Genomic DNA, 19891 nt, shown 5'->3' on the forward strand with positions numbered 1-19891 from the left:
AGAGGCCCTTCTCTCCGACGAGGTTATGTTGTCCTCATCATCAACAGTACTATGGCCTCCTCCGACTCCTCTATCCCGCGTCTATTCGAACTTCGGCGGTTACCTTATATCTTCAATTACGCGGTGGGTTAAACCACGACGGGTAGAGGTCTCGTTCGTTCCGCTCAGTTCTATGCGCACATCCCATCCTCAATACCCCGAGTTCCCGTTCTAGCTTCAAGTGGTTAGTTAATCCACTAGAACTCGATGACCTTCGCCCCCATTCCAAAGGCTCGGCGGAACCACCCTACACCACACTCTCCCAGCATTGCCGTGTGGCTGACATTTACGAGGCTTGTTCAGGTTCACTTTCGTTACGGGCTGTGTGCTTGCGCGCGCCCACGGACTGGGTCAGGGGCAACGTTTATCCGGCGTTGCTTCCATGTTTCAGTCGCCTTCCACATGTACGCCATAGCTACGCAATCAAACTAACCAATTATTGCAGCAGGACTCGCACCTGCAAGAAACTGAGCAGCTTAGCGAACCGCTCAAAACGGGATGTCATCCCCGTCGTCATTAAAATTTGTGAACGGCATCACATTGCTTTGTTGACAGGGTGCCTTGGTAGGGTATTGGGGTAGCGCTTGGGTGGGTTGTTGTCTCTGTGTCTGCTGTCCCGCGTCGACAAAGCCCAAACGTGCATTGTTTAGCTCCAAGACGATCGCTTGTCCGTTTTTCCCTTCGTAGCTGTCGATCTTGATGCTTTCACCGAAGAGCTCAACGATAGCACCTGGGTTGAGTGTTTCGCGGTAAAAATCTGCTTGATTGCCGGCTTTGGCAAACAGTACCGCCTGGTAGTTAGTGAAAGCATGGGCTTTTAATTTGCGATCGTAGTATTTAACGCCACCCCGTAGGGCGAAGCCGATGGCGTCAGTGGCCGTAAATTCTCTGGCGGCCTGTTGGAGTTTGAGGGTGATGGTGTGTGCCATTAGGCTGCCTTCTCTAAGGTTGCTGAGTGGGTGAGATAAATGTCGTTGGCTTTTTGTGCTAAATCAGGCTGCTGGATAAGCAGCTGGCTCAGTCGGTTATAAGCCCCCTGTAAGGCCACTTTATCCTTGCATTGACGCGCCCAGTGGGTGAAATCGGTGAGGTATTGTTCGGGTGTCCGTGCAACGGTGGACTTCGTGTGTGGGGTTCCCTTGTTTTCTTGCTGTTTATAGGCCTCGGTGTCGGCATCTTTGGCATCATCAATCGCAAACAGGCCGTTCAGGCAGTACTTACGCGCGTAGGAACTGGTTGCCCCGGTCAGCTGTGCCGCATCCATGCCTTTTTTGTTCAATTCTTCCCGTGCGATGGCGGAGGCCTGAAACGAATTTTCACCATCCGTCAGGGTCGCTGTTGCCTTGACGTAATAGCGATCGCCTATTTGTACGATTTCATCACTTATCGAGAGAAATAAATCACCCAGCAGCGGCTTAACGCCTTCCAAAATGTCTTCACAGCTGCGGTAGTGGTATTTACCAAAGGTATTGTATTGATTTTTCGGTGCATTAAGTTCGCGTTGGATAGTGGCCAGCTTAAGATAAAAGGCTTTATTCTCCATAATAGACCTCGTCATAGTCATCGCCACTGTAGAGCCGTTCTTTGGCTAACATCCACTTCGCTTTTGAGATAAAAATGCTGAAAAATGCCTCATCGAGGTCATCGGGTTCGGTTTCATCCAAGGCGAGTGCCAAGGCCTCACTATCAAAATGGGGCAATTTTTTAAAGAGCTGGGCGATGTGGTCAAAGGTGAAGTATTTGTCCCACTCTTCCGCCTGTTCATTAATGTTGTGCCAATCTTGATCACTGAACGTGTTCATTATTTTTCGTGCTTCAATAAGCGTCTCGGGTGTCATGCCAGTCGCCCTCTGCTTTTACAATACGCTTGAGACATGCGGGCATAGCCCCGCTCGCTGTTAAGGAAAACTCGCTTCACACCGTTGATCATGATGATTAATGCGTTATCTTGGATAGTAAAAATCATGGTTCGCCTCTGTGGGTTAATTCAATAACGCCCCTGCTAAGCAGAAGCGGTGATAACTTTGTTTGTCCTGCGGGTTCCTCGAACCGAAAATAACCAGACTCTTGGCATCAGCCGGTTGTACAGGCTGTCCTGTGGCTTTTTACGTAAAGGAAAGGCCGTCGCTAGAGCAATCGCCCGATCTACCTCTGAGCGAGGGTGAGCACGCACTATTTTTGCGTGATGGCCCCCTCTCCGATCAAGGCTATTTTCGATCGCCTCACGTGAAATAGCCTGCGCTTTACGGCGTTGATGTCTGCGGTATTTGGCATTACCGCCATACGTTGCCTTGCGTTTCGATGGCTTGTAAATAATCGTTGCCATAACTTACCTCCGATTGATTTCTGGATAAGCTGGTGACACAACCTATTCAGAAACCAACGGGTGAACGCAAGGGTGCACTTTGTCAGTGCTACCAAACTCCAAATTGTTAAAGAGCATCCGCTTGAGCGGGGTATATCGGGCATTCTATTTCGCGAATCATTCCGATTTTCATGCGCCTACTTCATGGGCTTTCCTTGCCTGCTTCGCGTTAGTGATGAAGTTAATATAACCAAAGATATATATTATTTCAATATCCATAAGTGAACTTTTGGCTATAATCATGATAGTTTCTTGATAATTAAAGTGATTTATTTTTTATATATATGGCAATCAAGGGAAGGGTAATTTATTTAATAAAGAATAAATTACGTATTCGGGTATGATGAACTGTGTTTTTTTACAGACCATTTTGGTCCAATACTGTATAATGCCGATTTTGTTTTTTCAGAAAAAGGATTTTTTTATGATAGAAATGGTAAGGGTAGGGGCTGGAAAATATGAGACAACCCATCCATCTTTGGCGTGTTATTTACGGCGAAGGCTCCGAGAAAGGTACACAATAACACCTATCAGCGACGATTTTGATGTTAATTCAAGCAAAGGTATCCTTGGATCATCTACCGCCAAAAATCCAAATGAACCACCTTGCATGAAACGGTAAACCGATGCTAATTCGTTGACGTGGGCGTATACTAAATCATTTGTTCCTGGTATTTCTTTTATATCTACAACGATCAATGTCCCTGATGGAGCTTCGGCACAACCACTGTTAACATTAAGCCTGTATGCCCTACAAGTTTTTGATTTAACTGAGTCGGGAACTAAAACTCTTTCTCCTGTCAGGCCATTTTTTCCATAAACATCGACTGAAAAAACATCATCATATGACCGCTTTATTTCTGCTATATCATTGCTGCTGTTGTCATTCATTGGCCCCTTTCCTTCGCTTAACCATTCAGCCCTAACGTTAAGCACCCTGGATAGTTGAAGAATTTTGGTACTACTTAACGCTTTTCCGCTAAGTAGTTTCCAGATACTAGGTTGAGCCATGCCCGTGGCGGACGCCAATTTTGCTTGCGTAAATTTACCCGTATCCATAGCCATTTTTAGGCGTTCAGCTAGTGTGGTCTCTTTCATACTCTCCAACATATAGCTTTGGGTATTTTTAGTCAAATATCCAAAAGTATTGCAATTGTCGAATCTCAAAGTTATTATCTCTTGTGTTCAAAATTGGAATTACTTATGTCTATAAATTTATATGTGCAACGTGCAATCAGTATCGCTGGTAGCCAGAAAAAACTAGCGGACAAGGTAAGTGTAGCTCAGCCAACTATTTGGTGTTGGCTTCACCTAAAGAAAAAAGTTTCACCCAAAAATGTAAACGCTTTTATAAGAGCTGTTGATGGTGAATTCAAGGCTTACCAAATTCGCCCGGATTTGCCCGACCTTTTTCCACATCCAGACGAAGCGGCCTGATCTCATCGTGACGCCATGCTCTCATAACGCAAACAAAAGTATAACCCAATAAGGAACAGGATAAATTATGGACAAACGCGCATTAATTAACCGGATGTGTGAGCGAGTGACAGGCGGACGCGCCGTTGCTGCGGCGTATTTAGGGATGTCTGAATCTAAATTTAACAATCACTTGTATGAGAACAAAGGTGCTCGATTTTTCAGCGTCGATGAACTGGTAGCACTGCAAACACTGAGTGAGTCAACCTGGGTTGCGGAATATTTTGCTGCACGATCGAATGCCATCGTCGTACCTGCACCTTCTGCGGAGGTGGACACCGTGGAACTGCACCACATGAGCCTGAACACAGCAGTCAAACGCAGTGCTGTCGACCAGTTAATTCTTGATGCGATTAGGGAGCACGGGGGGATTAATGAACAAGCCCAACAGAAAATTCTGGATGCTCACCGTAAACACATCGCAACACGAGACGGTGAAGTTCGCGCCACGCTGCAGGTTTACAGTAAGTAAAAACACCGCGACTGCGGACCAGGCAGTCGCCCTACACAAACACACGGAGTGATGATGAACCCATTATCAAACGCAGTCAACCCCAGCATGGGGAGTCGAGAGATAGCCGATTTAGTGGAGTCTCGTCACGACAATGTGAAAAGAGCCATTGAGCGCTTGGTTGAAAAGGGGATTATCAGACTTCCTCCAATGGAGGAGGTTAAAAATCAATCAGACCAATACGTTTTTGAATACAGGGTAGGTAAACGTGATAGCTATGTGGTGGTCGCCCAACTCTCCCCTGAATTTACCGCCCGCGTAGTCGATCGTTGGCAGCAACTGGAAGAGAAAGCGGCCTACTCGTTTTTACCGGTCGATTATTTATCAGCCTTGAAAACATTAACGCAAGAGGTTGAGCGACGCCAACGGCTAGAAAACCCGTTAGCACGGGCTGCCCCTAAGATAGATTTCGCCGACCGTGTGAGCGAAGCCAGTGGCATTCTGGTGGGCAATTTTGCCAAGCTGATGGGCCTTCGTCCCAACAAATTGTTTGTTTGGTTACGCAAAAATCACGTGCTAATGGGTATTCCTTCTCGCAGAAATGTGCCTCGATATAGCAGGCGCCATGTAACGTGATCTCTTTTGTTAATAAATATTATTTAATATCAATATGTTATTGCTGATTTTTATAATCAACTTATACGGCCCCTGCTATACGGACAAAATGAAGCAATACCGGCTTTCTGAGCGTCGCTTAACGGCACCTGAACATGACGTTCTACCCAGGCGATCGCTTTATCTACCTCAAATTTGTTAACCTGCTCGCATTTCTCTGCACTGAGTTGCAGGCCTTGCATTACCGGCTTGTCATCAACTCGTGTCGCACCGCGGCAAATCGTCCACACATTCGCGCCGTCTCGATAGGCCGTCAGCCGATTGCCTTCTTTTTCATGCAAAAATTGTGTAAGGATGGCGGTCGCTGTCGCCCCTGCCAAAATCAGTCCCAGCATGGGTTTGCTTAGCTTGCTCATTTGCCTGTTGCGCTCTTACGCCGGTCTTCTTTAATCTTGAAATACAGATTGGTCAAATAGGTCAGCACCGCCAGCGAGACGCCCGCCAGCACGCCAATGGCGTTCCATTGTTCCGGGCTGTAGCTGTTTAGCAAACCATTCAGAATGCTACCGGCTGAGGCCCCGTAGGCAACGCCTGTCGTCAGTTTTTCCATGCTCATTCTCGTCTCTCAGTGGGAATACCGTTTCCCGCTAGGGGTCGGGGTGGTGTCATAGAAATAGTGTCGCTTCCCTGGCCACTTATATACTCATTACCATTCGAAACACTGGAAAAATTAGATTTCGAATTTAATGTAAAATTATGATTTTAATCATAAAGTAATAATATTATTCTAAATACAAAAACCAGTATCTTCATGTCAAATGGGTATATCTCGTGAATTAAAAAGATATAGCACTGATGGGTATTGGAGAAAGGTGCTAAATGTGAAAAAGACCACGCGATTCGCAACCTTAAATGAGCGTTTTTTGAAAGCGTATTACAAAAATATTCTGTATAAAGTCTCTTTGTATTAATACGTAAAGATACGTAACTATTATATTGCTAAACGTAAATAGGTTATTTGAAAGTAGAATTTTATCGATTAGACTCGCTCGGACGGTGATTGTTTAGTACTTTTAACCATCACCCATTAAATATAAATAATCTAATTAAATTTTTCATTCAATTGCATAGCAATTTATTACCTATTTCATTACCAGAGAAGAAAAGTAAAATGCCATTTGGAACGTTACCTATAAATCATGATACATATACTAGTCCTGAAGCTCTCCTAGATTCTCAACATCTACGACAGCTAAGAACAGCTCCTGGAGCTTTCGGGTTCAATTTAACTGACGCAAAACAAGCATCAGGCGTACATGTTAAGGAGACCCCTTGTCAAGGAAAAGAGGCCCCTTATCGAGAATGGATGAAAACTTCGCCTAACAATCCTGATGTTGTCGTTCATCCTAATGTAGATGCAGTGTCTATTAATCAATCTACATTAGCTCAACAGCATTCACGAACCAGTTCTTCAGGTACAAATGACGACCATCAATTCTTTCCGTATGAAACTCTATCCAAGGGAATGCCATGTTTTTCTCAGTCTTCTCAGAGGGGAGGTGCAAGTAATGATAGTGGTAATGGATAAGTTTCTTCTGTTTTAAAAACCAAGTTGACACACGTTTCCACTTTTACAGGTTCTCGCCATCATCCTTACAGGCAAGTTCACGAAAGCTACGGTAGTGGTAATCTCGATTTACCTAGAGCTCCTGATCCTGATGCGGAGCTTCCAGATTTGAGAAATGATGTGTTTGATTTTTTTAGTAAGTTGGACACAGCAACAGATAGCAGTCCTTCGGCAAAGTTGCTACAGCCAGCCTCCCCCTCCTCCTCCTCTTTTTCTCAAAGATCGTTCCATGCTGATAGTGATCTTCACGCCGCTCCAGTAATGAAAAATCCAGTTTTTCCATCTACTATTCCACAACCTACGGTTCGAATGGCTGTAAGCACTGCTAATCTTAGCCTTTTACAGCAATTACCTTCGCAGTTTTCACAAACCGCGAATACAAGCACTACCACTACCGCTAGTACCCGTACCATCTTGGAGAAACCGAATAAATTAACTGCTGAAGATGAAAAGATAGTGGAGCAATTGTCACAGGAAGAATCAACACTAGATGTATCATGGGTAAAAACACTCGTGGTGTCTAATTCTAATCTAATTTTGATTATCAAAACAGCCCTGGAAAAAGTAAGAGATTGTAATAAAGAGAAAGGAAACGGTCATGAACTATTTAATGCCTCAGAGAACTTACACTTGCTGGTAGCAATAGTTTCTTATAACTGGGATAAATCAGTCACAGAAAAAAACTTATGTGTATCTCATCGCACTATAGAAAATTGGATAAATAAGTTTAGACAATATAATAATATTAATTTACCTTTAAATACTCAGATAGCATCGACGAAAGAAATCTTAGATTTTATAAATCAAATTAATAAAAATACTGGCCGCAAACCGTCTCTTCTTAGTAAGCGTATTTTAAACATATTTAATGCCTTAGATACAAACATTCAACAAAAAGTTTTAAAAGCTAGATTGAAACAATGGAGTTCAGATAAAAGTCAGAGTAAGTCTATATTCCAGAATTTTTCGTGGAGAATTATGCATATTATTTATTGTGGTAATGCCTATTCTCAAGAATATTCTGGTGTCTTTAATGCGTCTATTGATTTAGGTGTCCCGCGAAAGCAGGCAGCTACATTAGCTAAAGATCGGAAACTTTACATTGATGCAATGCAATCGCATCTAAATCCTATTGACGACGGCACTCGAACGTGATCTGTTTTAAATTTTTCAAAGTATAACTTGAGCATCTATATTAGAAATCAAGAGAATTAAGCAAGATTTTCAACTCGCAGACTTCATAAATCAAGCAAATAAAGTTTTTCAATATCATCCATAATAGTCTCGATCTTTAATGAAACAATCCAGCCATCTCTTTGTGGAGAGTTTTTATTTAAAAAATCGAATATTAGCGTTTTATCTATAATTTCTTATCCAAAATTCAGGTTAGATATTTAGATTCGATTGCCCTGACAAAACTCCGACGCGACGGCGAAGGTCAAGGTTTTACAGCTGCTAGTTATCAATACATATACCCAAGTGAAATCAAGATGCAGGATTTAGCGCCTGGAAATTATCGTTTAAGCGAGATACCAGAGAACTTGCCATTTGTGGTAGCTTCACTTCAAAGAAGTTTAAGATATCGTTCTTAAAACTCTGTTTAGATGGGTAATATCTATTGTTTCGTGTTTGCTCATTCATCACCTTCCACAATCGCTCTATCGGGTTTAGATTCGGGCTATACGGCGGAAGGTAATGAAGCTGGATATTCAACGTAAGCGCGGCGTCTTGCACAAGCTGTGAACGGTGATAGCCTGCACCCTCGAGGATCACATGTGCCGTTGTCGTGATGGGATAATGCGCGCGAATGGCAGACAGGAAGTGAACCACATTTTCGCTGTTAATCGTCTCATCATCACGGATTATGGGGTTAGCCACATTCTGGATGTTCAAGGCTCCCATGATATTCAACCGCGTTCTGCTCCCGGTAGTCTCTATCGTTTTATCCTGGCCTTTTCGTATCCAGCCGTAGCTTATTTTGGTGGCTTGTGTCGGATGAACGGCATCAATAAACAGTATGGGGTCATTACCCGCGGCGTCTTTCAATTCGCTGTAGGTCTTTATAAATTGCTGCTGTTTCTCAACGGCAAATTTATGCGGAACACCTTTCGGCTTTTTATAGCTAAAGCCATGCTGCTTCAACCCTTTATACAGACCTGATACGGTAAAGGTGATGTTCCAGCGTCCCGCGATATAGGCCACAATTTGGTGATTGTGGTGGTAGAGCGGCTGGGTGAGATGTTCAACCAGCGACGTGGTCTGTTCCGCATTGAGATAGCCATCGGAGCCGCCATTTTCAGGCTTGAGCTTGTTGAGTTTATGATAGTCTGTAAGGTGGCGCCGCACCGTGGTTTCATTAATGAGCTGTGAGTGAGCAATCATAGGGGGAGTCCAGCCGTCTGCGGACAACAAAACACACCGGATCCTGTCACAGACACGGCGGTCATGGCTTTGACGATGTTGGGCTTCGAGGGTAATTTTCTGGTCAGCAGTCAGCTCTATTTTCATGGCTATGAGCATGATCCTTATCGACTTCAAAATCAAGCATCTTCATTGATCACGGGTATAGACACGGCAGGATATCCTGCAATCATTGCTCATTTGCTCTTTTCAGTCAATAGCATTACGCCACTTTTTTAATTTTACCGACACGTTTGCGACATTTAAACGCCTGTTCTATAGAATTATGAAGTAGATACAGACTTTCCTCTAGTATCTGGTCGACTTCTCTACGACAGGTAGCGAGTGAAGGCTTTTTAAATCGGTTGCCTCCTCGTGTGCTGATATTGCGAGGCATGGCGACTTTCTGACTATAAGCCGCTATCGAATAGCGGGAAAGGCGTTGTACGTAGTAACTGAGCAGGATGCCAAAAGCCTGGTTATCCACAGGTATCACCGTATCCACCACCCGAGAAATCAACAACCCGTCATCATCATTACACATTGGCCTGGTAGGACTTTCTTGTGGCTTTTTTGTCGCCATACAGTGGGCGATGAGGCTGCTCTGTGGCTTCTCCAATCGACCGCTGTATACCCAGGCTCCCCAGCATTCCAACCAGCTGTTAACCCAGTGATACTGCTCATTATTGAGCCTAAGTTGTGTGACGTTCATGCTGCCTCCTGTTCCGTTATGATTATTTCCATCCTGCCGCCTTTTACCTGTTCACCCCGAATGATGTGCAGGTCATCAATCACACTGTCATCGGCAATCATGCCCGCGTGTACCAAGGCATCCAACGGTGCCTTTAGTAGATTAGACCTCTTCGGAAACTCTGATTTATCTAATTTCCATGTTATAAATTGCTGCAATCAGATTAAATCGTAATCCAAAACGTTTTCGCCTGTTTCGATAACGATCTGATACGATTTTAAATCGTTTAATCATACCAAGGACATTTTCGTTTAATACACGCTGGCTTGATAACTCACGATTGTTGCGTTTATCTTCTTTTGTTAAGGGATTTTTCTTTGTCTTTTTCTTAGGCAACGCCGAGTTTGAATGGATCTTGCCAAGCCCTTGGTAACCTGTATCTGTCACTGTTTTGATTTCAGGATGTATTCGCACGCCAGACTCTTTGAACAACCTAAAATCATGACGCCTCCCATGAGTAAAGCTTGTACAGATGACTGCTTTGCTTTTTTTATCGACGATCACTTGGGTTTTTAAGGTGGGTCGTTTCTTTTTTCCTGAGTAAAACTGCTTTTGTTTTTTTGGGGACGTTCAATCGGCGTTTCTGTGGCATCAATAAGAACGAGCTCATACTCCCTATCACTTTTTAATAAAGCTTTGCGTCCAGAGAGTGCAAAATCAGGATGCTTTATTAGCGTATTTTCTATCCATTTAATCGTTTCATAGCAGGTGCTCTCACTCACCCCATCGCTTCGGCTAACATGAAAATAAGTGCGATATTCCCGTAGATACTCAAGGGCCATTAATAAGCGATCTTCTAAACCCAGCTTGGGTTTACGACCTCCTTTCCCTTGCTTACATTTATCTGCTTCATTCAATATCTTTATCACCTTTTCAAATGTACTGCGTTTAACTCCGGTTAAGCGCCGAAATTTTTCCTCTTCCAATACCTTTATTTGTTCATATTTCATGGGGGCTCCTTGTTCAGGAGATTTTTACCAACATTCCTACATGAATGCTATAGCAGGCGCCGTATCAGTTGATTATGAAAATCAGAAATAACATATTGATATTAATTAATATTTATTAACAAAAGTGATCACGTTACATGGCGCCTACTATACCGTTTCCCGCTAGGGGTCGGATGTTGTGTCGTAGAAATAGTGCCGCATTCTTACCTCTTAAAAAATATGAACACTGATGGGTAATGGGAATAGACGCTAAAAATGAAAAAGGCCACACGATGTGTAGCCTTTGAAATAAAGAGTAATAACTGACAAGAAAAATTAAAAAGGAAAATAACCATTATTTTAACTAGACTTAATGAGTGACAAAAAGTCAGCGCGTATCAAATAACATCGATTTGAAATATGAGGTAATCAAGTGAAAAAGATAAATATTTTTTTGAAGATATTACTCATTTTATTATTGCCAACATCTGTTTGGGCTTCTGCTACTGATAATTTTATTAGTTGTAAGATTCAGTGGAAACATAAATACATGGGGATCTCACCAGTGCCAGTATGTACCGAACAACAAGCGCCTACACAGAAAGCAATGCTTTCTGATACAGAAATGTCGTCTTCTGTGTCAATAAACGAGAAATTACGCAGAGAGGAGTTACGGCGATTAAGAAAAATAACGCTTTTTTTGTAGCGGTATGACTTGAGAAAACCCCTTCTTATCTATTTTTGACTGCTCTTACTTCTTTGGGCTGGTTGTAACCCCAGATATCTTTTTCATCAAATCAATAATACAAAAACCTCCACGGCGGGGATCAGGGTTTTGCGGTTGCTCGTTATCGAAACACAGACACGGCAAGATACCCTGTAATCATTGCTCATTTGCGCTTTTCAGTCAACAAAATTACGCCACTTTTTTAATTTTACCAACACGTTTACGACATTTAAACGCCTGTTCTATAGAAGTATGAAGTAGATACAGACTTTCCTCTAGTATCTGATCGACTTCTCTACGACAGGTAGCCAGTGAGGGGTTTTAAAGCGGTTGCCTCCTCGTGTGCTGATATTACGAGGGATGGCGACTTTCTGACTATAAGCCGCTATCGAATAGCGGGAAAGGCGCTGCACGTAGTAACTGAGCAGGATGCCAAAGGCCTGGTTATCCACCGGTATCACCGTATCCACGACCCGAGAAATCAACAACCCGTCATCATCATTACACATTGGCCTGGTAGGATTTTCTTGCTGCTTTTTTGTCGCCATACAGTGGGCGATGAGGCTGCTCTGTGGCTTCTCCAATCGACCGCTGTATACCCAGGCTCCCCAGCGTTCCAACCAGCTGTTAACCCAGTGATACTGCTCATTATTGAGCCTAAGTGGTGCGACGTTCATGCTGCCTCCTGTTCCGTTATGATTATCTCCCTCCTGCCGCCTTGCACCTGTTCACCCCGAATGATGTGCAGGTCATCAATCACACTGTCATCGGCAATCATGCCCGCGTGTACCAAGGCATCCAACGGTGCCTTTAGCAGATTATCTAAATCGCGTTTCCTGCGGTCTGGGACATGAACTCGTACCTTGACACGAAGTTTGCTTTTTAGGCACAGGGTAAGCCCCTTACGTGCAATTAACGCAATAACCTCGGTACGGTACTGCCTGCCCTGTTTGCTGATGTAATGTCGGCCTCTGGCATGTCGCCAATAGGTATTCACTGTCGGCGGGTAAGGCAGCACTATTCGATATTCATTCATGTTTCATCTGTCTCTACTGGCGCCGGTTGATTTTTGTTACACGGCTCTGGCTCGATAACTCTCCCAGGTAAACGCCAAGGTACAACCGCCACCTTCGTTCATTCTGTCCAGTACTCGCTCACCGAGGTAAGTCGTTAAGTCTTCTTTCGGCAAATTGCTCAGCAGCAGCGTCGGTTTCATGTTTTCATAGCGGGTGTTGATGATTTCAAATAAAATCAGCTTTTCCGCCTCACTGCCAAACTGCACACCGATTTCATCGATAATCAACATGTCGACACCGGTGTAGTGCTTAATCACCTCGGATTCGGTTTGGGTGGCGTCTTTCGCCCAGGTGCTCTTGACCTCTCGAGTAATACGTAGCGCGGATGTCAGAACAACCGAGGCGTGGTGTGTCGTAATGATGTGTTTAGCAATCGCAACCGCCAGATGATTTTTTCCTGTCCCGGGTTTGCCGCACATCACCAACCCACCGCCTTGCGCTAAACGCTCATGCCATTTTTGTGCATAGGCCTGGCATACCTTCTGGCAACGCAAGGATTCAGCATTAATCGGCTGATAAGACTCAAAACTGGCAGTGGTAAAGCGCGCAGGGATACCCGTCTGGCTCAGCAAATTTTTAATCAATTGGGCCTGATTTCGCTGCTGGTCTGAGGCGATATTCTTTTTCAATACGGTGATTTTTTCGTGTAAACACGCCGGACAGTCCGTTTTCTGTTGCACGTTGGCAAAGCCCTGCAGGGTTCGACAGCGTTGTTCAAAAGCCCCGTGTTGTGGGCAGAGGACCTCTGCTACATCAACCCGAACCCCTGCTATTTCCTTCAGCGGGGCACGGGCACTTTTCAACCGGTCTTCAAGAAAAGTGAGGTCTTGCTGCTGACGCGAATTTTCTATTTTTTCAATGACATTCATCACATTACCCTTCCATCCACGCCGGAAATACCGTGGTGCCGTAGTCTTTTTTGGCGAAGCGGTCGCCAGAAACCCGTTTGAAGGTGGTGCCATCCACTGCCCGTTTGTTCTGGTAATTCAGTTTCTGACTGGCGGTGCAAAACCAGCTTTTAGGCGTGTCGTGACGAAACTCTAAATCCAATCGTGTCAGCTCGTAGACCAAGTCCAAATGCGGGAATAGCGTTTGCCAGCTGTCGAAATCTTGCGGGGTCAGGCGGATTATCTTCCCTTCGAAGGCGTAACGGCTCGCTAGGCTGGTCTGAGTGTCAACGTGAGGGGAATTACGCTGAGCAGGAAAACAGTCAGGGTGGGGGATGGGGTCTTCTCGCTTGGCAGGACACTCATCGACTTTGATTGCACAAATTTTGCTCGCAGTTGGGGTGTTAGGTTCTATGACAGGTTCTATGACTGGTTCAAAAGAATGACTGATTCTGGGTGTTCCTGATTCACCCCTTCCTGGTGTTCCAGATGCGCTACCCCGTGTGCCAGATACTCCACCCAGCGTTCTTGATTCACCAGGAGGTGAACCTGTATCCTCCCCGGGTGACTTATTTTCACCCTTCACTTTTGGGGCATTGTTTAACGTCAAATGATAAACATTCGATTTATTCACGCCCTGCTCATTTTTACGATATTCAATCCACAGCAAGCCGTCTACTGCCAACTGGTGAAGATGTTTTTGTACCGAGCGATCTGTCATTTCACACTGATGAGCGATATAGGGCACTGACGGCCAGCATTCGCCTTGGTCGTTGGCATTATCAGCCAATTTGAGTAAAATCAGTTTTCTCAGCGGATTCCCCACTTTGATACTCATGGCGTGTGTCATTAATTTCATACTCATTGTCTATTCCCTATGCCGCGTTTGTGATCGTTTTCAATAAGCCTGCTTCACATAGCTTTTTTGTTAGCCACGCTTGGCCCTTGCCGGTCAGTAGCGGGGTGAAGGTGATTTTCATCCCGTGCTCCGTCTCGATGGGCGTTTCTCTGAAGGTGAAATAGTCCCGCTCCAGGTACTCCTGTCGAGGCACATTTCTGCGAGAAGGAATACCCATTAGCACGTGATTTTTGCGTAACCAAACAAACAATTTGTTGGGACGAAGGCCCATCAGCTTGGCAAAATTGCCCACCAGAATGCCACTGGCTTCGCTCACACGGTCGGCGAAATCTATCTTAGGGGCAGCCCGTGCTAACGGGTTTTCTAGCCGTTGGCGTCGCTCAACCTCTTGCGTTAATGTTTTCAAGGCTGATAAATAATCGACCGGTAAAAACGAGTAGGCCGCTTTCTCTTCCAGTTGCTGCCAACGATCGACTACGCGGGCGGTAAATTCAGGGGAGAGTTGGGCGACCACCACATAGCTATCACGTTTACCTACCCTGTATTCAAAAACGTATTGGTCTGATTGATTTTTAACCTCCTCCATTGGAGGAAGTCTGATAATCCCCTTTTCAACCAAGCGCTCAATGGCTCTTTTCACATTGTCGTGACGAGACTCCACTAAATCGGCTATCTCTCGACTCCCCATGCTGGGGTTGACTGCGTTTGATAATGGGTTCATCATCACTCCGTGTGTTTGTGTAGGGCGACTGCCTGGTCCGCAGTCGCGGTGTTTTTACTTACTGTAAACCTGCAGCGTGGCGCGAACTTCACCGTCTCGTGTTGCGATGTGTTTACGGTGAGCATCCAGAATTTTCTGTTGGGCTTGTTCATTAATCCCCCGTGCTCCCTAATCGCATCAAGAATTAACTGGTCGACAGCACTGCGTTTGACTGCTGTGTTCAGGCTCATGTGGTGCAGTTCCACGGTGTCCACCTCCGCAGAAGGTGCAGGTACGACGATGGCATTCGATCGTGCAGCAAAATATTCCGCAACCCAGGTTGACTCACTCAGTGTTTGCAGTGCTACCAATTCATCGACGCTGAAAAATCGAGCACCTTTGTTCTCATACAAGTGATTGTTAAATTTAGATTCAGACATCCCTAAATACGCCGTAGCAACGGCGCGTCCGCCTGTCACTCGCTCACACATCCGGTTAATTAATGCGCGTTTGTCCATAATTTATCCTATTCCTTATTGGGTTATACTTTTGTTTGCGTTATGAGAGCATGGCGTCACGATGAGATCAGGCCGCTTCGTCTGGATGTGGAAAAAGGTCGGGCAAATCCGGGCGAATTTGGTAAGCCTGAATGACACCCTGAGTGGCCTCTACCAAAGGTTTAACATTTTTAGGGGCCACTTTTGACTTACCATACAACCACTTCTGTACCGCAGATTGAGTCACACCACAGGCTTTAGCGAGTCTCGTTTGAGTCCCTACAAGGGTAATTGCGGTTTTAATTACTATGTTCATATGAATCACCTTTATTGTTTTCAATGACTAATATAATACCCTGGTTATACAAAAGCAACCTCTTTAGTTGTTTGACGGTTAATGACTGAAGTTGTATTTTTAATGGTATGAAAATGACGTTTGCACAACGAGTTAAACATGCGATGAATGTGGAAGGGTTAACCCAAGCCTCTCTCGCCGTGAAGGCGGGTCTTTCACAAGCCGCCATCCAAAAAATTACATCAGGAAAGAGCCAGCGCTCGAGAAAGCTGCTGGATATTTCGCGTGTGCTTAGAGTTCGCCCTGAATGGTTAGGCGACGGTGTGGAGCCTATGAAGGATAAATGGGTTCAAGAAGGAATAAGGTTTGAAAGGATACACATTGATGACCCAACGAGTCCAGTTAGCGAAAATGAGTATGAATTTCCTCTTTATGGTCGCATGGAGCGGCTGCTGATCCCCAGAGATAAGGGACGAGAGGATATGCTAAAAATGATTCGATTACCTATGGACATCGCTGTAAAAACTAAAACCACCCTGACTAATTCCGTCGCTATACTGGCACCTGATTCAAGTATGTGTCCTACCATTCAAGAAGGCGCAATTGTTGCTGTTGACGAGAGCATCACGGAGATCAAGAACGGCAAAATATATGCCGTATCTGTCGGTGGTCTCTGCATGTTGAGGATACTCTATGCTTTACCCAATAATATGGTGAAGATGCGCAGCCTAAATCAAAATGAATATCCAGATGATACGGTGTTGCTTAGTGACGTTAAAATCTTGGGAAAAGTTTTTTACACTGCCAGCATAATTGATTAATCAGAGGATACCCTGCCTATTTGTGCAGGGTTTTTCATTGGCAGTCTATCAAACATTCACACACTCCGTCGCTAAACCTTTAACACATTGTCGATCGGTTCTTTTCCACTGACGATCTATGAATTCACCCCGACCTTTCCTCGATAGATACTCTTCATTCTACACTTTTATACCTGATTACTCGGTATGATCAGTTATAGCTCAATATTTTTAAAATAAAAAACTACTTTAAAAACAACTATATATTACTTTAATCACTCAAATTAACACTTTGGTGATTGACATTTATATAACCAGGGTATTAAATACTGTATATCAACACGGCAAACACTAACGCGAAGCAGGCAAGGAAAGCCCATGAAGTAGCCGTCCGAGGCGTATGAAAATCGGAATGATTCGCGAAATAGAATACCCGCTTTACCCCGCTCAAGCGGATGCTCTTTAACAATTTGGGATTTGGTAGCACTGACAAAGTGCACCCTGGCGTTTACCCGTTGGTTTCTGAATAGGTTGTGTCACCAGCTTATCCAGAAATCAATCGGAGGTAAGTTATGGCAACGATTATTTACCCGCCATCGAAACGCAAGGCAACGTATGGCGGTAATGCCAAATACCGCAGACATCAACGCCGTAAAGCACAGGCTATCTCTCGCGAAGCGATCGAAAACAGCCTTGGTCGGAGAGTGGGCCATCACGCAAAAATAGCGCGTGCTCAACCTCGCTCAGAGGTAGATCGGGCGATTGCTCTAGCGACGGCCTTTCCTTTACGTAAAAAGCCACAGGACAGCCTGTACAACCGGCTAATGCCAAGAGCCTGGTTATTTTCGGTTCGAGGAACACGCTGGACAAACAAGGTTATCACCGCTTCTGCTTAGCAGGGGCGTTATTGAATTAACCCACAAAGGTGAACCATGAACGATTTTTTAAGCGAACACCGTATCACCCTATGGCCTCACAGCACGCCTGCGGAAAAACCCAAACGCAATCAATTCATTGACCTTTTTATCTGGCTAAAAAAAACACTCAACCAACGAGGTGAACCATGATTTTTACTATCCAAGATAACGCATTAATCATCATGATCAACGGTGTGAAGCGAGTTTTCCTTAACAGCGAGCGGGGCTATGCACGTATGTCTCAAGCGTATTGTAAAAGCAGAGGGCGACTGGCATGACACCCGAGACGCTTATTGAAGCACGAAAAATAATGAACACGTTCAGTGATCAAGATTGGCACAACATTAATGAACAGGCGGAAGAGTGGGATAAATATTTCACCTTTGACCACATCGCCCAGCTCTTTAAAAAATTGCCCCATTTTGATAGTGAGGCCTTGACACTCGCCTTGGATGAGACCGAACCCGATGACATCGATAAGGCATTTTTCAGCATTTTTATCTCAAAAGCGAAGTGGATGTTAGCCAAAGAACGGCTCTACCAAGGTGATGAATACAATGAGGTCTATTATGGATACTGCACAAACGACCCTCACGGCGGGTCAGACTGAACAACAACCAAGGAAAAAACCATGGGCACTGCCACATTAATACTGGGGGAATCGGGTACCGGCAAATCCGCCAGTTTGCGCAACCTCAATCCCAAAGCATGCTTACTTATTCAACCTATTAATAAACCCCTGCCTTTTCGTTCTTCAGGGTGGCTGCCCTGGGATAAAAAAAATCCCGACACCGCGCTCTATGTTGTCGACATTTGGCACACCATTATGACCGCGATTGGGAAGGCGCACGCTTACGGCAAAAAAATCGTGATTATCGATGACTTTCAATATGTCATGGCACATGAATTTATGCGCCGGGCGGATGAGAAGTCCTATGATAAATTTACCGAAATTGGCGGACACGCCTGGAATATTATCTACAGTGCGATCCACAATACCCCGCCTGAGCTGCGTATTTACTTTTTATCGCACACCGAAGAAACCGCATCAGGCAAAACCAAGATTAAAACCATTGGCAAAATGCTGGATGAAAAAATCACCCTAGAAGGCATGTTTACCCTGGTGTTACGGACCTGCGTGAAAGACGGCAGGTACGTGTTTACCACACAAAATGACGGCGCAGACACGGTTAAATCCCCGATGGGGATGTTCGACAGGCATGAAATTGATAACGACCTCGCCGGGGTGGATGCCACAGTTTGCCACTATTACCACCTTGATACGGGTCACAACACAGAAGGACATGCAGCATGAATGAGGTCATCTTTACGTATCATCAAGAAGCGGCGCTCGCCGCCGGCCAAAGCGGGTTTATCAGTGAGTCAGGCGCGTATATTGTCACTCTCACTGAAGCGAAATACATGACCAGTCCCAGTGGGACCAAATCGATTGAATTTTCTGTCGAAACGGAGGATGGACGCAAAGCCCACTACCTGAACCTGTATTATGAAAAGAAAGACAGCACGCCCAACCCCTACGGCGTCAACCTGATCAACGCCATGATGGGCTGTACCGGCATTAAGCAGCTCACCCGTGTCGTGAAAGACATCAACGCCCCTCTGGCTCCCGAATTAATCGGTAAGAAAATTGGACTTGTGTTGCAAAAAACACTGAAGACCAAAAGCGATGGCAAGGAAACCTACAGCTTGGATATCCAGTTGCCTTTTTTCGCCCAAACCCGTCAGACATTACAAGAGAAAATGGCAGGCAAACCCGCCACCACCCTGAATAAAATCGTGGCTAACCTGAAGGATAAAGATGAACGCCAACCGAGGGCAAATCTGTCTCCGTCGTCACCCGGTAAGCCGTTATACATGCCCTCTTCACTGCCACAAAGCAACCTGACGCCGTCTACCGATTTTAATGACGACGGGGATGACATCCCGTTTTGAGCGGTTCGCTAAGCTGCTCAGTTTCTTGCAGGTGCGAGTCCTGCTGCAATAATTGGTTAGTTTGATTGCGTAGCTATGGCGTACATGTGGAAGGCGACTGAAACATGGAAGCAACGCCGGATAAACGTTGCCCCTGACCCAGTCCGTGGGCGCGCGCAAGCACACAGCCCGTAACGAAAGTGAACCTGAACAAGCCTCGTAAATGTCAGCCACACGGCAATGCTGGGAGAGTGTGGTGTAGGGTGGTTCCGCCGAGCCTTTGGAATGGGGGCGAAGGTCATCGAGTTCTAGTGGATTAACTAACCACTTGAAGCTAGAACGGGAACTCGGGGTATTGAGGATGGGATGTGCGCATAGAACTGAGCGGAACGAACGAGACCTCTACCCGTCGTGGTTTAACCCACCGCGTAATTGAAGATATAAGGTAACCGCCGAAGTTCGAATAGACGCGGGATAGAGGAGTCGGAGGAGGCCATAGTACTGTTGATGATGAGGACAACATAACCTCGTCGGAGAGAAGGGCCTCT

The 19891-nt window shown here is 45.1% G+C and carries 27 protein-coding genes and 3 pseudogenes; 12 read left to right on the forward strand and 18 right to left on the reverse strand.

Annotation, left to right across the window (positions count from 1 at the left end; all coding sequences use genetic code 11):
• Positions 1 to 527: 527 nt before the first annotated feature.
• The 5 genes from CCS41_RS06015 to CCS41_RS06035 form a co-directional block, all read right to left on the reverse strand.
• Positions 528 to 968, reverse strand: coding sequence for a hypothetical protein (locus tag CCS41_RS06015; protein ID WP_119797349.1), 441 nt, complete (start codon positions 966 to 968; stop codon positions 528 to 530).
• Complete coding sequence (locus CCS41_RS06020) at positions 968 to 1582, reverse strand: ERF family protein (protein ID WP_119797348.1); 615 nt, start codon at positions 1580 to 1582, stop codon at positions 968 to 970. Before CCS41_RS06020 ends, CCS41_RS06015 begins: the two co-directional genes overlap by 1 nt.
• Positions 1572 to 1877, reverse strand: coding sequence for a hypothetical protein (locus CCS41_RS06025; RefSeq protein WP_119797347.1), 306 nt, complete (start codon positions 1875 to 1877; stop codon positions 1572 to 1574). Before CCS41_RS06025 ends, CCS41_RS06020 begins: the two co-directional genes overlap by 11 nt.
• Positions 1878 to 2041: 164 nt before the next feature.
• The gene (locus CCS41_RS06030; protein WP_119797350.1) at positions 2042 to 2365 is read right to left on the reverse strand and encodes a transcriptional antitermination N peptide; all 324 of its coding nucleotides are present in this window, start codon (positions 2363 to 2365) and stop codon (positions 2042 to 2044) included.
• A 525-nt stretch (positions 2366 to 2890) separates the two neighbouring features.
• Positions 2891 to 3502, reverse strand: a complete 612-nt coding sequence (locus tag CCS41_RS06035; protein ID WP_119797351.1) for a helix-turn-helix domain-containing protein — start codon at positions 3500 to 3502, stop codon at positions 2891 to 2893.
• A gap of 111 nt (positions 3503 to 3613) precedes the next feature.
• On the opposite strand from CCS41_RS06035, the gene CCS41_RS06040 reads away from it, so the two are divergent.
• The 3 genes from CCS41_RS06040 to CCS41_RS06050 all read left to right on the forward strand — a co-directional run bounded on the left by CCS41_RS06040 (position 3614) and on the right by CCS41_RS06050 (position 4967).
• On the forward strand, positions 3614 to 3841 hold the full coding sequence (locus CCS41_RS06040) for a transcriptional regulator (RefSeq protein WP_162860100.1): 228 nt from the start codon (positions 3614 to 3616) through the stop codon (positions 3839 to 3841).
• Positions 3842 to 3908: 67 nt separating this feature from the next.
• Positions 3909 to 4352, forward strand: coding sequence for a YmfL family putative regulatory protein (locus CCS41_RS06045; protein ID WP_119797353.1), 444 nt, complete (start codon positions 3909 to 3911; stop codon positions 4350 to 4352).
• Positions 4353 to 4403: 51 nt separating this feature from the next.
• Entirely contained in the window at positions 4404 to 4967 is a 564-nt protein-coding gene (locus CCS41_RS06050; protein ID WP_119797354.1) for a phage antirepressor KilAC domain-containing protein, read from the forward strand.
• A 68-nt stretch (positions 4968 to 5035) separates the two neighbouring features.
• Here the strand turns inward: CCS41_RS06050 and CCS41_RS06055 are convergent.
• Positions 5036 to 5362: pseudogene (locus CCS41_RS06055) on the reverse strand (lysozyme); the annotation flags it as partial.
• On the reverse strand, positions 5359 to 5562 hold the full coding sequence (locus tag CCS41_RS06060; RefSeq protein WP_119797356.1) for a class II holin family protein: 204 nt from the start codon (positions 5560 to 5562) through the stop codon (positions 5359 to 5361). The gene CCS41_RS06060 and the pseudogene CCS41_RS06055, both read right to left, overlap by 4 nt.
• Positions 5563 to 6006: 444 nt before the next feature.
• On the opposite strand from CCS41_RS06060, the gene CCS41_RS06065 reads away from it, so the two are divergent.
• Both CCS41_RS06065 and CCS41_RS06070 read left to right on the forward strand, forming a co-directional pair.
• Positions 6007 to 6534, forward strand: a complete 528-nt coding sequence (locus CCS41_RS06065) for a hypothetical protein (RefSeq protein WP_162860003.1) — start codon at positions 6007 to 6009, stop codon at positions 6532 to 6534.
• A gap of 24 nt (positions 6535 to 6558) precedes the next feature.
• Positions 6559 to 7728, forward strand: a complete 1170-nt coding sequence (locus CCS41_RS06070; protein WP_119797358.1) for a hypothetical protein — start codon at positions 6559 to 6561, stop codon at positions 7726 to 7728.
• Positions 7729 to 8058: 330 nt separating this feature from the next.
• On the opposite strand, the gene CCS41_RS06075 is transcribed toward CCS41_RS06070, so the two are convergent.
• From CCS41_RS06075 to CCS41_RS06090, 4 genes and pseudogenes are all read right to left on the reverse strand, one after another.
• Entirely contained in the window at positions 8059 to 9081 is a 1023-nt protein-coding gene (locus CCS41_RS06075; RefSeq protein ID WP_119797033.1) for an IS630 family transposase, read from the reverse strand.
• Positions 9082 to 9196: 115 nt separating this feature from the next.
• Complete coding sequence (locus CCS41_RS06080; RefSeq protein ID WP_119797359.1) at positions 9197 to 9685, reverse strand: antiterminator Q family protein; 489 nt, start codon at positions 9683 to 9685, stop codon at positions 9197 to 9199.
• Positions 9682 to 9828 (reverse strand): annotated as a pseudogene (locus tag CCS41_RS17115) (RusA family crossover junction endodeoxyribonuclease); the annotation flags it as partial. The pseudogene CCS41_RS17115 and the gene CCS41_RS06080, both read right to left, overlap by 4 nt.
• 22 nt (positions 9829 to 9850) lie before the next feature.
• Positions 9851 to 10674, reverse strand: a protein-coding gene (locus CCS41_RS06090; RefSeq protein WP_240313862.1) for an IS5 family transposase whose coding sequence is annotated in 2 segments (ribosomal slippage) — positions 9851 to 10287 and positions 10287 to 10674 — 825 coding nt in all. Because the reading frame shifts where the segments join, the coding sequence is not laid out codon by codon here.
• Positions 10675 to 11086: 412 nt separating this feature from the next.
• Between CCS41_RS06090 and CCS41_RS15600 the strand changes: the two genes are divergently transcribed.
• Positions 11087 to 11359, forward strand: a complete 273-nt coding sequence (locus CCS41_RS15600; RefSeq protein ID WP_162860005.1) for a hypothetical protein — start codon at positions 11087 to 11089, stop codon at positions 11357 to 11359.
• Positions 11360 to 11569: 210 nt separating this feature from the next.
• Here CCS41_RS15600 and CCS41_RS06095 read toward each other — a convergent pair.
• The 7 genes and pseudogenes from CCS41_RS06095 to CCS41_RS06125 all read right to left on the reverse strand — a co-directional run bounded on the left by CCS41_RS06095 (position 11570) and on the right by CCS41_RS06125 (position 15715).
• Positions 11570 to 12057: pseudogene (locus CCS41_RS06095) on the reverse strand (antiterminator Q family protein).
• Entirely contained in the window at positions 12054 to 12416 is a 363-nt protein-coding gene (locus CCS41_RS06100) for a RusA family crossover junction endodeoxyribonuclease (RefSeq protein ID WP_119797012.1), read from the reverse strand. Before CCS41_RS06100 ends, CCS41_RS06095 begins: the two are co-directional and overlap by 4 nt.
• 36 nt (positions 12417 to 12452) lie before the next feature.
• The gene (locus CCS41_RS06105) at positions 12453 to 13418 is read right to left on the reverse strand and encodes an ATP-binding protein (RefSeq protein ID WP_240313782.1); all 966 of its coding nucleotides are present in this window, start codon (positions 13416 to 13418) and stop codon (positions 12453 to 12455) included.
• Positions 13330 to 14208 carry a helix-turn-helix domain-containing protein gene (locus CCS41_RS06110; protein WP_119797011.1) on the reverse strand — a complete coding sequence of 293 codons (879 nt, stop codon included), beginning with the start codon at positions 14206 to 14208 and terminating at the stop codon, positions 13330 to 13332. Before CCS41_RS06110 ends, CCS41_RS06105 begins: the two co-directional genes overlap by 89 nt.
• A 10-nt stretch (positions 14209 to 14218) precedes the next feature.
• Positions 14219 to 14923, reverse strand: coding sequence for a phage antirepressor KilAC domain-containing protein (locus CCS41_RS06115; RefSeq protein WP_119797324.1), 705 nt, complete (start codon positions 14921 to 14923; stop codon positions 14219 to 14221).
• A gap of 2 nt (positions 14924 to 14925) precedes the next feature.
• Positions 14926 to 15420 (reverse strand): YmfL family putative regulatory protein, encoded by a 495-nt coding sequence (locus tag CCS41_RS06120; RefSeq protein WP_240313856.1) that lies wholly within the window; start codon positions 15418 to 15420, stop codon positions 14926 to 14928.
• A gap of 67 nt (positions 15421 to 15487) precedes the next feature.
• Positions 15488 to 15715, reverse strand: coding sequence for a transcriptional regulator (locus CCS41_RS06125; RefSeq protein ID WP_119797323.1), 228 nt, complete (start codon positions 15713 to 15715; stop codon positions 15488 to 15490).
• A 113-nt stretch (positions 15716 to 15828) separates the two neighbouring features.
• Here CCS41_RS06125 and CCS41_RS06130 point away from each other — a divergent pair, with 113 nt between their 5' ends.
• The 6 genes from CCS41_RS06130 to CCS41_RS06150 all read left to right on the forward strand — a co-directional run bounded on the left by CCS41_RS06130 (position 15829) and on the right by CCS41_RS06150 (position 19364).
• Entirely contained in the window at positions 15829 to 16515 is a 687-nt protein-coding gene (locus CCS41_RS06130; protein WP_162860000.1) for an XRE family transcriptional regulator, read from the forward strand.
• A 551-nt stretch (positions 16516 to 17066) separates the two neighbouring features.
• Positions 17067 to 17390 (forward strand): transcriptional antitermination N peptide, encoded by a 324-nt coding sequence (locus CCS41_RS06135; RefSeq protein ID WP_119797321.1) that lies wholly within the window; start codon positions 17067 to 17069, stop codon positions 17388 to 17390.
• A gap of 36 nt (positions 17391 to 17426) precedes the next feature.
• The gene (locus CCS41_RS17120; RefSeq protein WP_275887683.1) at positions 17427 to 17561 is read left to right on the forward strand and encodes a hypothetical protein; all 135 of its coding nucleotides are present in this window, start codon (positions 17427 to 17429) and stop codon (positions 17559 to 17561) included.
• Between the two features lie 124 nt (positions 17562 to 17685).
• On the forward strand, positions 17686 to 18021 hold the full coding sequence (locus tag CCS41_RS06140) for a hypothetical protein (RefSeq protein WP_119797320.1): 336 nt from the start codon (positions 17686 to 17688) through the stop codon (positions 18019 to 18021).
• A 21-nt stretch (positions 18022 to 18042) separates the two neighbouring features.
• Complete coding sequence (locus tag CCS41_RS06145) at positions 18043 to 18726, forward strand: DEAD/DEAH box helicase family protein (protein WP_119797319.1); 684 nt, start codon at positions 18043 to 18045, stop codon at positions 18724 to 18726.
• Positions 18723 to 19364, forward strand: coding sequence for a DUF669 domain-containing protein (locus CCS41_RS06150; protein ID WP_205411495.1), 642 nt, complete (start codon positions 18723 to 18725; stop codon positions 19362 to 19364). The genes CCS41_RS06145 and CCS41_RS06150 overlap by 4 nt, the downstream gene beginning before the upstream one ends.
• Positions 19365 to 19891 lie beyond the last annotated feature (527 nt).

Source organism: Candidatus Fukatsuia symbiotica (genome assembly GCF_003122425.1).
Classification (GTDB): Bacteria; Pseudomonadota; Gammaproteobacteria; order Enterobacterales; family Enterobacteriaceae; genus Fukatsuia; species Fukatsuia symbiotica.

What these genes read in the sequence shown, in the direction of transcription:
- CCS41_RS06015 (WP_119797349.1), bottom strand. Translation starts at nt 968, where the DNA reads ATGGCACACACCATCACCCTCAAACTCCAACAGGCCGCCAGAGAATTT.
- CCS41_RS06020 (WP_119797348.1), bottom strand. Translation starts at nt 1,582, where the DNA reads ATGGAGAATAAAGCCTTTTATCTTAAGCTGGCCACTATCCAACGCGAA.
- CCS41_RS06025 (WP_119797347.1), bottom strand. Translation starts at nt 1,877, where the DNA reads ATGACACCCGAGACGCTTATTGAAGCACGAAAAATAATGAACACGTTC.
- CCS41_RS06030 (WP_119797350.1), bottom strand. Translation starts at nt 2,365, where the DNA reads ATGGCAACGATTATTTACAAGCCATCGAAACGCAAGGCAACGTATGGC.
- CCS41_RS06035 (WP_119797351.1), bottom strand. Translation starts at nt 3,502, where the DNA reads ATGAAAGAGACCACACTAGCTGAACGCCTAAAAATGGCTATGGATACG.
- CCS41_RS06045 (WP_119797353.1), top strand. Translation starts at nt 3,909, where the DNA reads ATGGACAAACGCGCATTAATTAACCGGATGTGTGAGCGAGTGACAGGC.
- CCS41_RS06050 (WP_119797354.1), top strand. Translation starts at nt 4,404, where the DNA reads ATGATGAACCCATTATCAAACGCAGTCAACCCCAGCATGGGGAGTCGA.
- CCS41_RS06060 (WP_119797356.1), bottom strand. Translation starts at nt 5,562, where the DNA reads ATGAGCATGGAAAAACTGACGACAGGCGTTGCCTACGGGGCCTCAGCC.
- CCS41_RS06075 (WP_119797033.1), bottom strand. Translation starts at nt 9,081, where the DNA reads ATGAAAATAGAGCTGACTGCTGACCAGAAAATTACCCTCGAAGCCCAA.
- CCS41_RS06080 (WP_119797359.1), bottom strand. Translation starts at nt 9,685, where the DNA reads ATGAACGTCACACAACTTAGGCTCAATAATGAGCAGTATCACTGGGTT.
- CCS41_RS06100 (WP_119797012.1), bottom strand. Translation starts at nt 12,416, where the DNA reads ATGAATGAATATCGAATAGTGCTGCCTTACCCGCCGACAGTGAATACC.
- CCS41_RS06105 (WP_240313782.1), bottom strand. Translation starts at nt 13,418, where the DNA reads ATGGCACCACCTTCAAACGGGTTTCTGGCGACCGCTTCGCCAAAAAAG.
- CCS41_RS06110 (WP_119797011.1), bottom strand. Translation starts at nt 14,208, where the DNA reads ATGAGTATGAAATTAATGACACACGCCATGAGTATCAAAGTGGGGAAT.
- CCS41_RS06115 (WP_119797324.1), bottom strand. Translation starts at nt 14,923, where the DNA reads ATGAACCCATTATCAAACGCAGTCAACCCCAGCATGGGGAGTCGAGAG.
- CCS41_RS06120 (WP_240313856.1), bottom strand. Translation starts at nt 15,420, where the DNA reads ATGGACAAACGCGCATTAATTAACCGGATGTGTGAGCGAGTGACAGGC.
- CCS41_RS06125 (WP_119797323.1), bottom strand. Translation starts at nt 15,715, where the DNA reads ATGAACATAGTAATTAAAACCGCAATTACCCTTGTAGGGACTCAAACG.
- CCS41_RS06130 (WP_162860000.1), top strand. Translation starts at nt 15,829, where the DNA reads ATGACGTTTGCACAACGAGTTAAACATGCGATGAATGTGGAAGGGTTA.
- CCS41_RS06135 (WP_119797321.1), top strand. Translation starts at nt 17,067, where the DNA reads ATGGCAACGATTATTTACCCGCCATCGAAACGCAAGGCAACGTATGGC.
- CCS41_RS17120 (WP_275887683.1), top strand. Translation starts at nt 17,427, where the DNA reads ATGAACGATTTTTTAAGCGAACACCGTATCACCCTATGGCCTCACAGC.
- CCS41_RS06140 (WP_119797320.1), top strand. Translation starts at nt 17,686, where the DNA reads ATGACACCCGAGACGCTTATTGAAGCACGAAAAATAATGAACACGTTC.
- CCS41_RS06145 (WP_119797319.1), top strand. Translation starts at nt 18,043, where the DNA reads ATGGGCACTGCCACATTAATACTGGGGGAATCGGGTACCGGCAAATCC.
- CCS41_RS06150 (WP_205411495.1), top strand. Translation starts at nt 18,723, where the DNA reads ATGAATGAGGTCATCTTTACGTATCATCAAGAAGCGGCGCTCGCCGCC.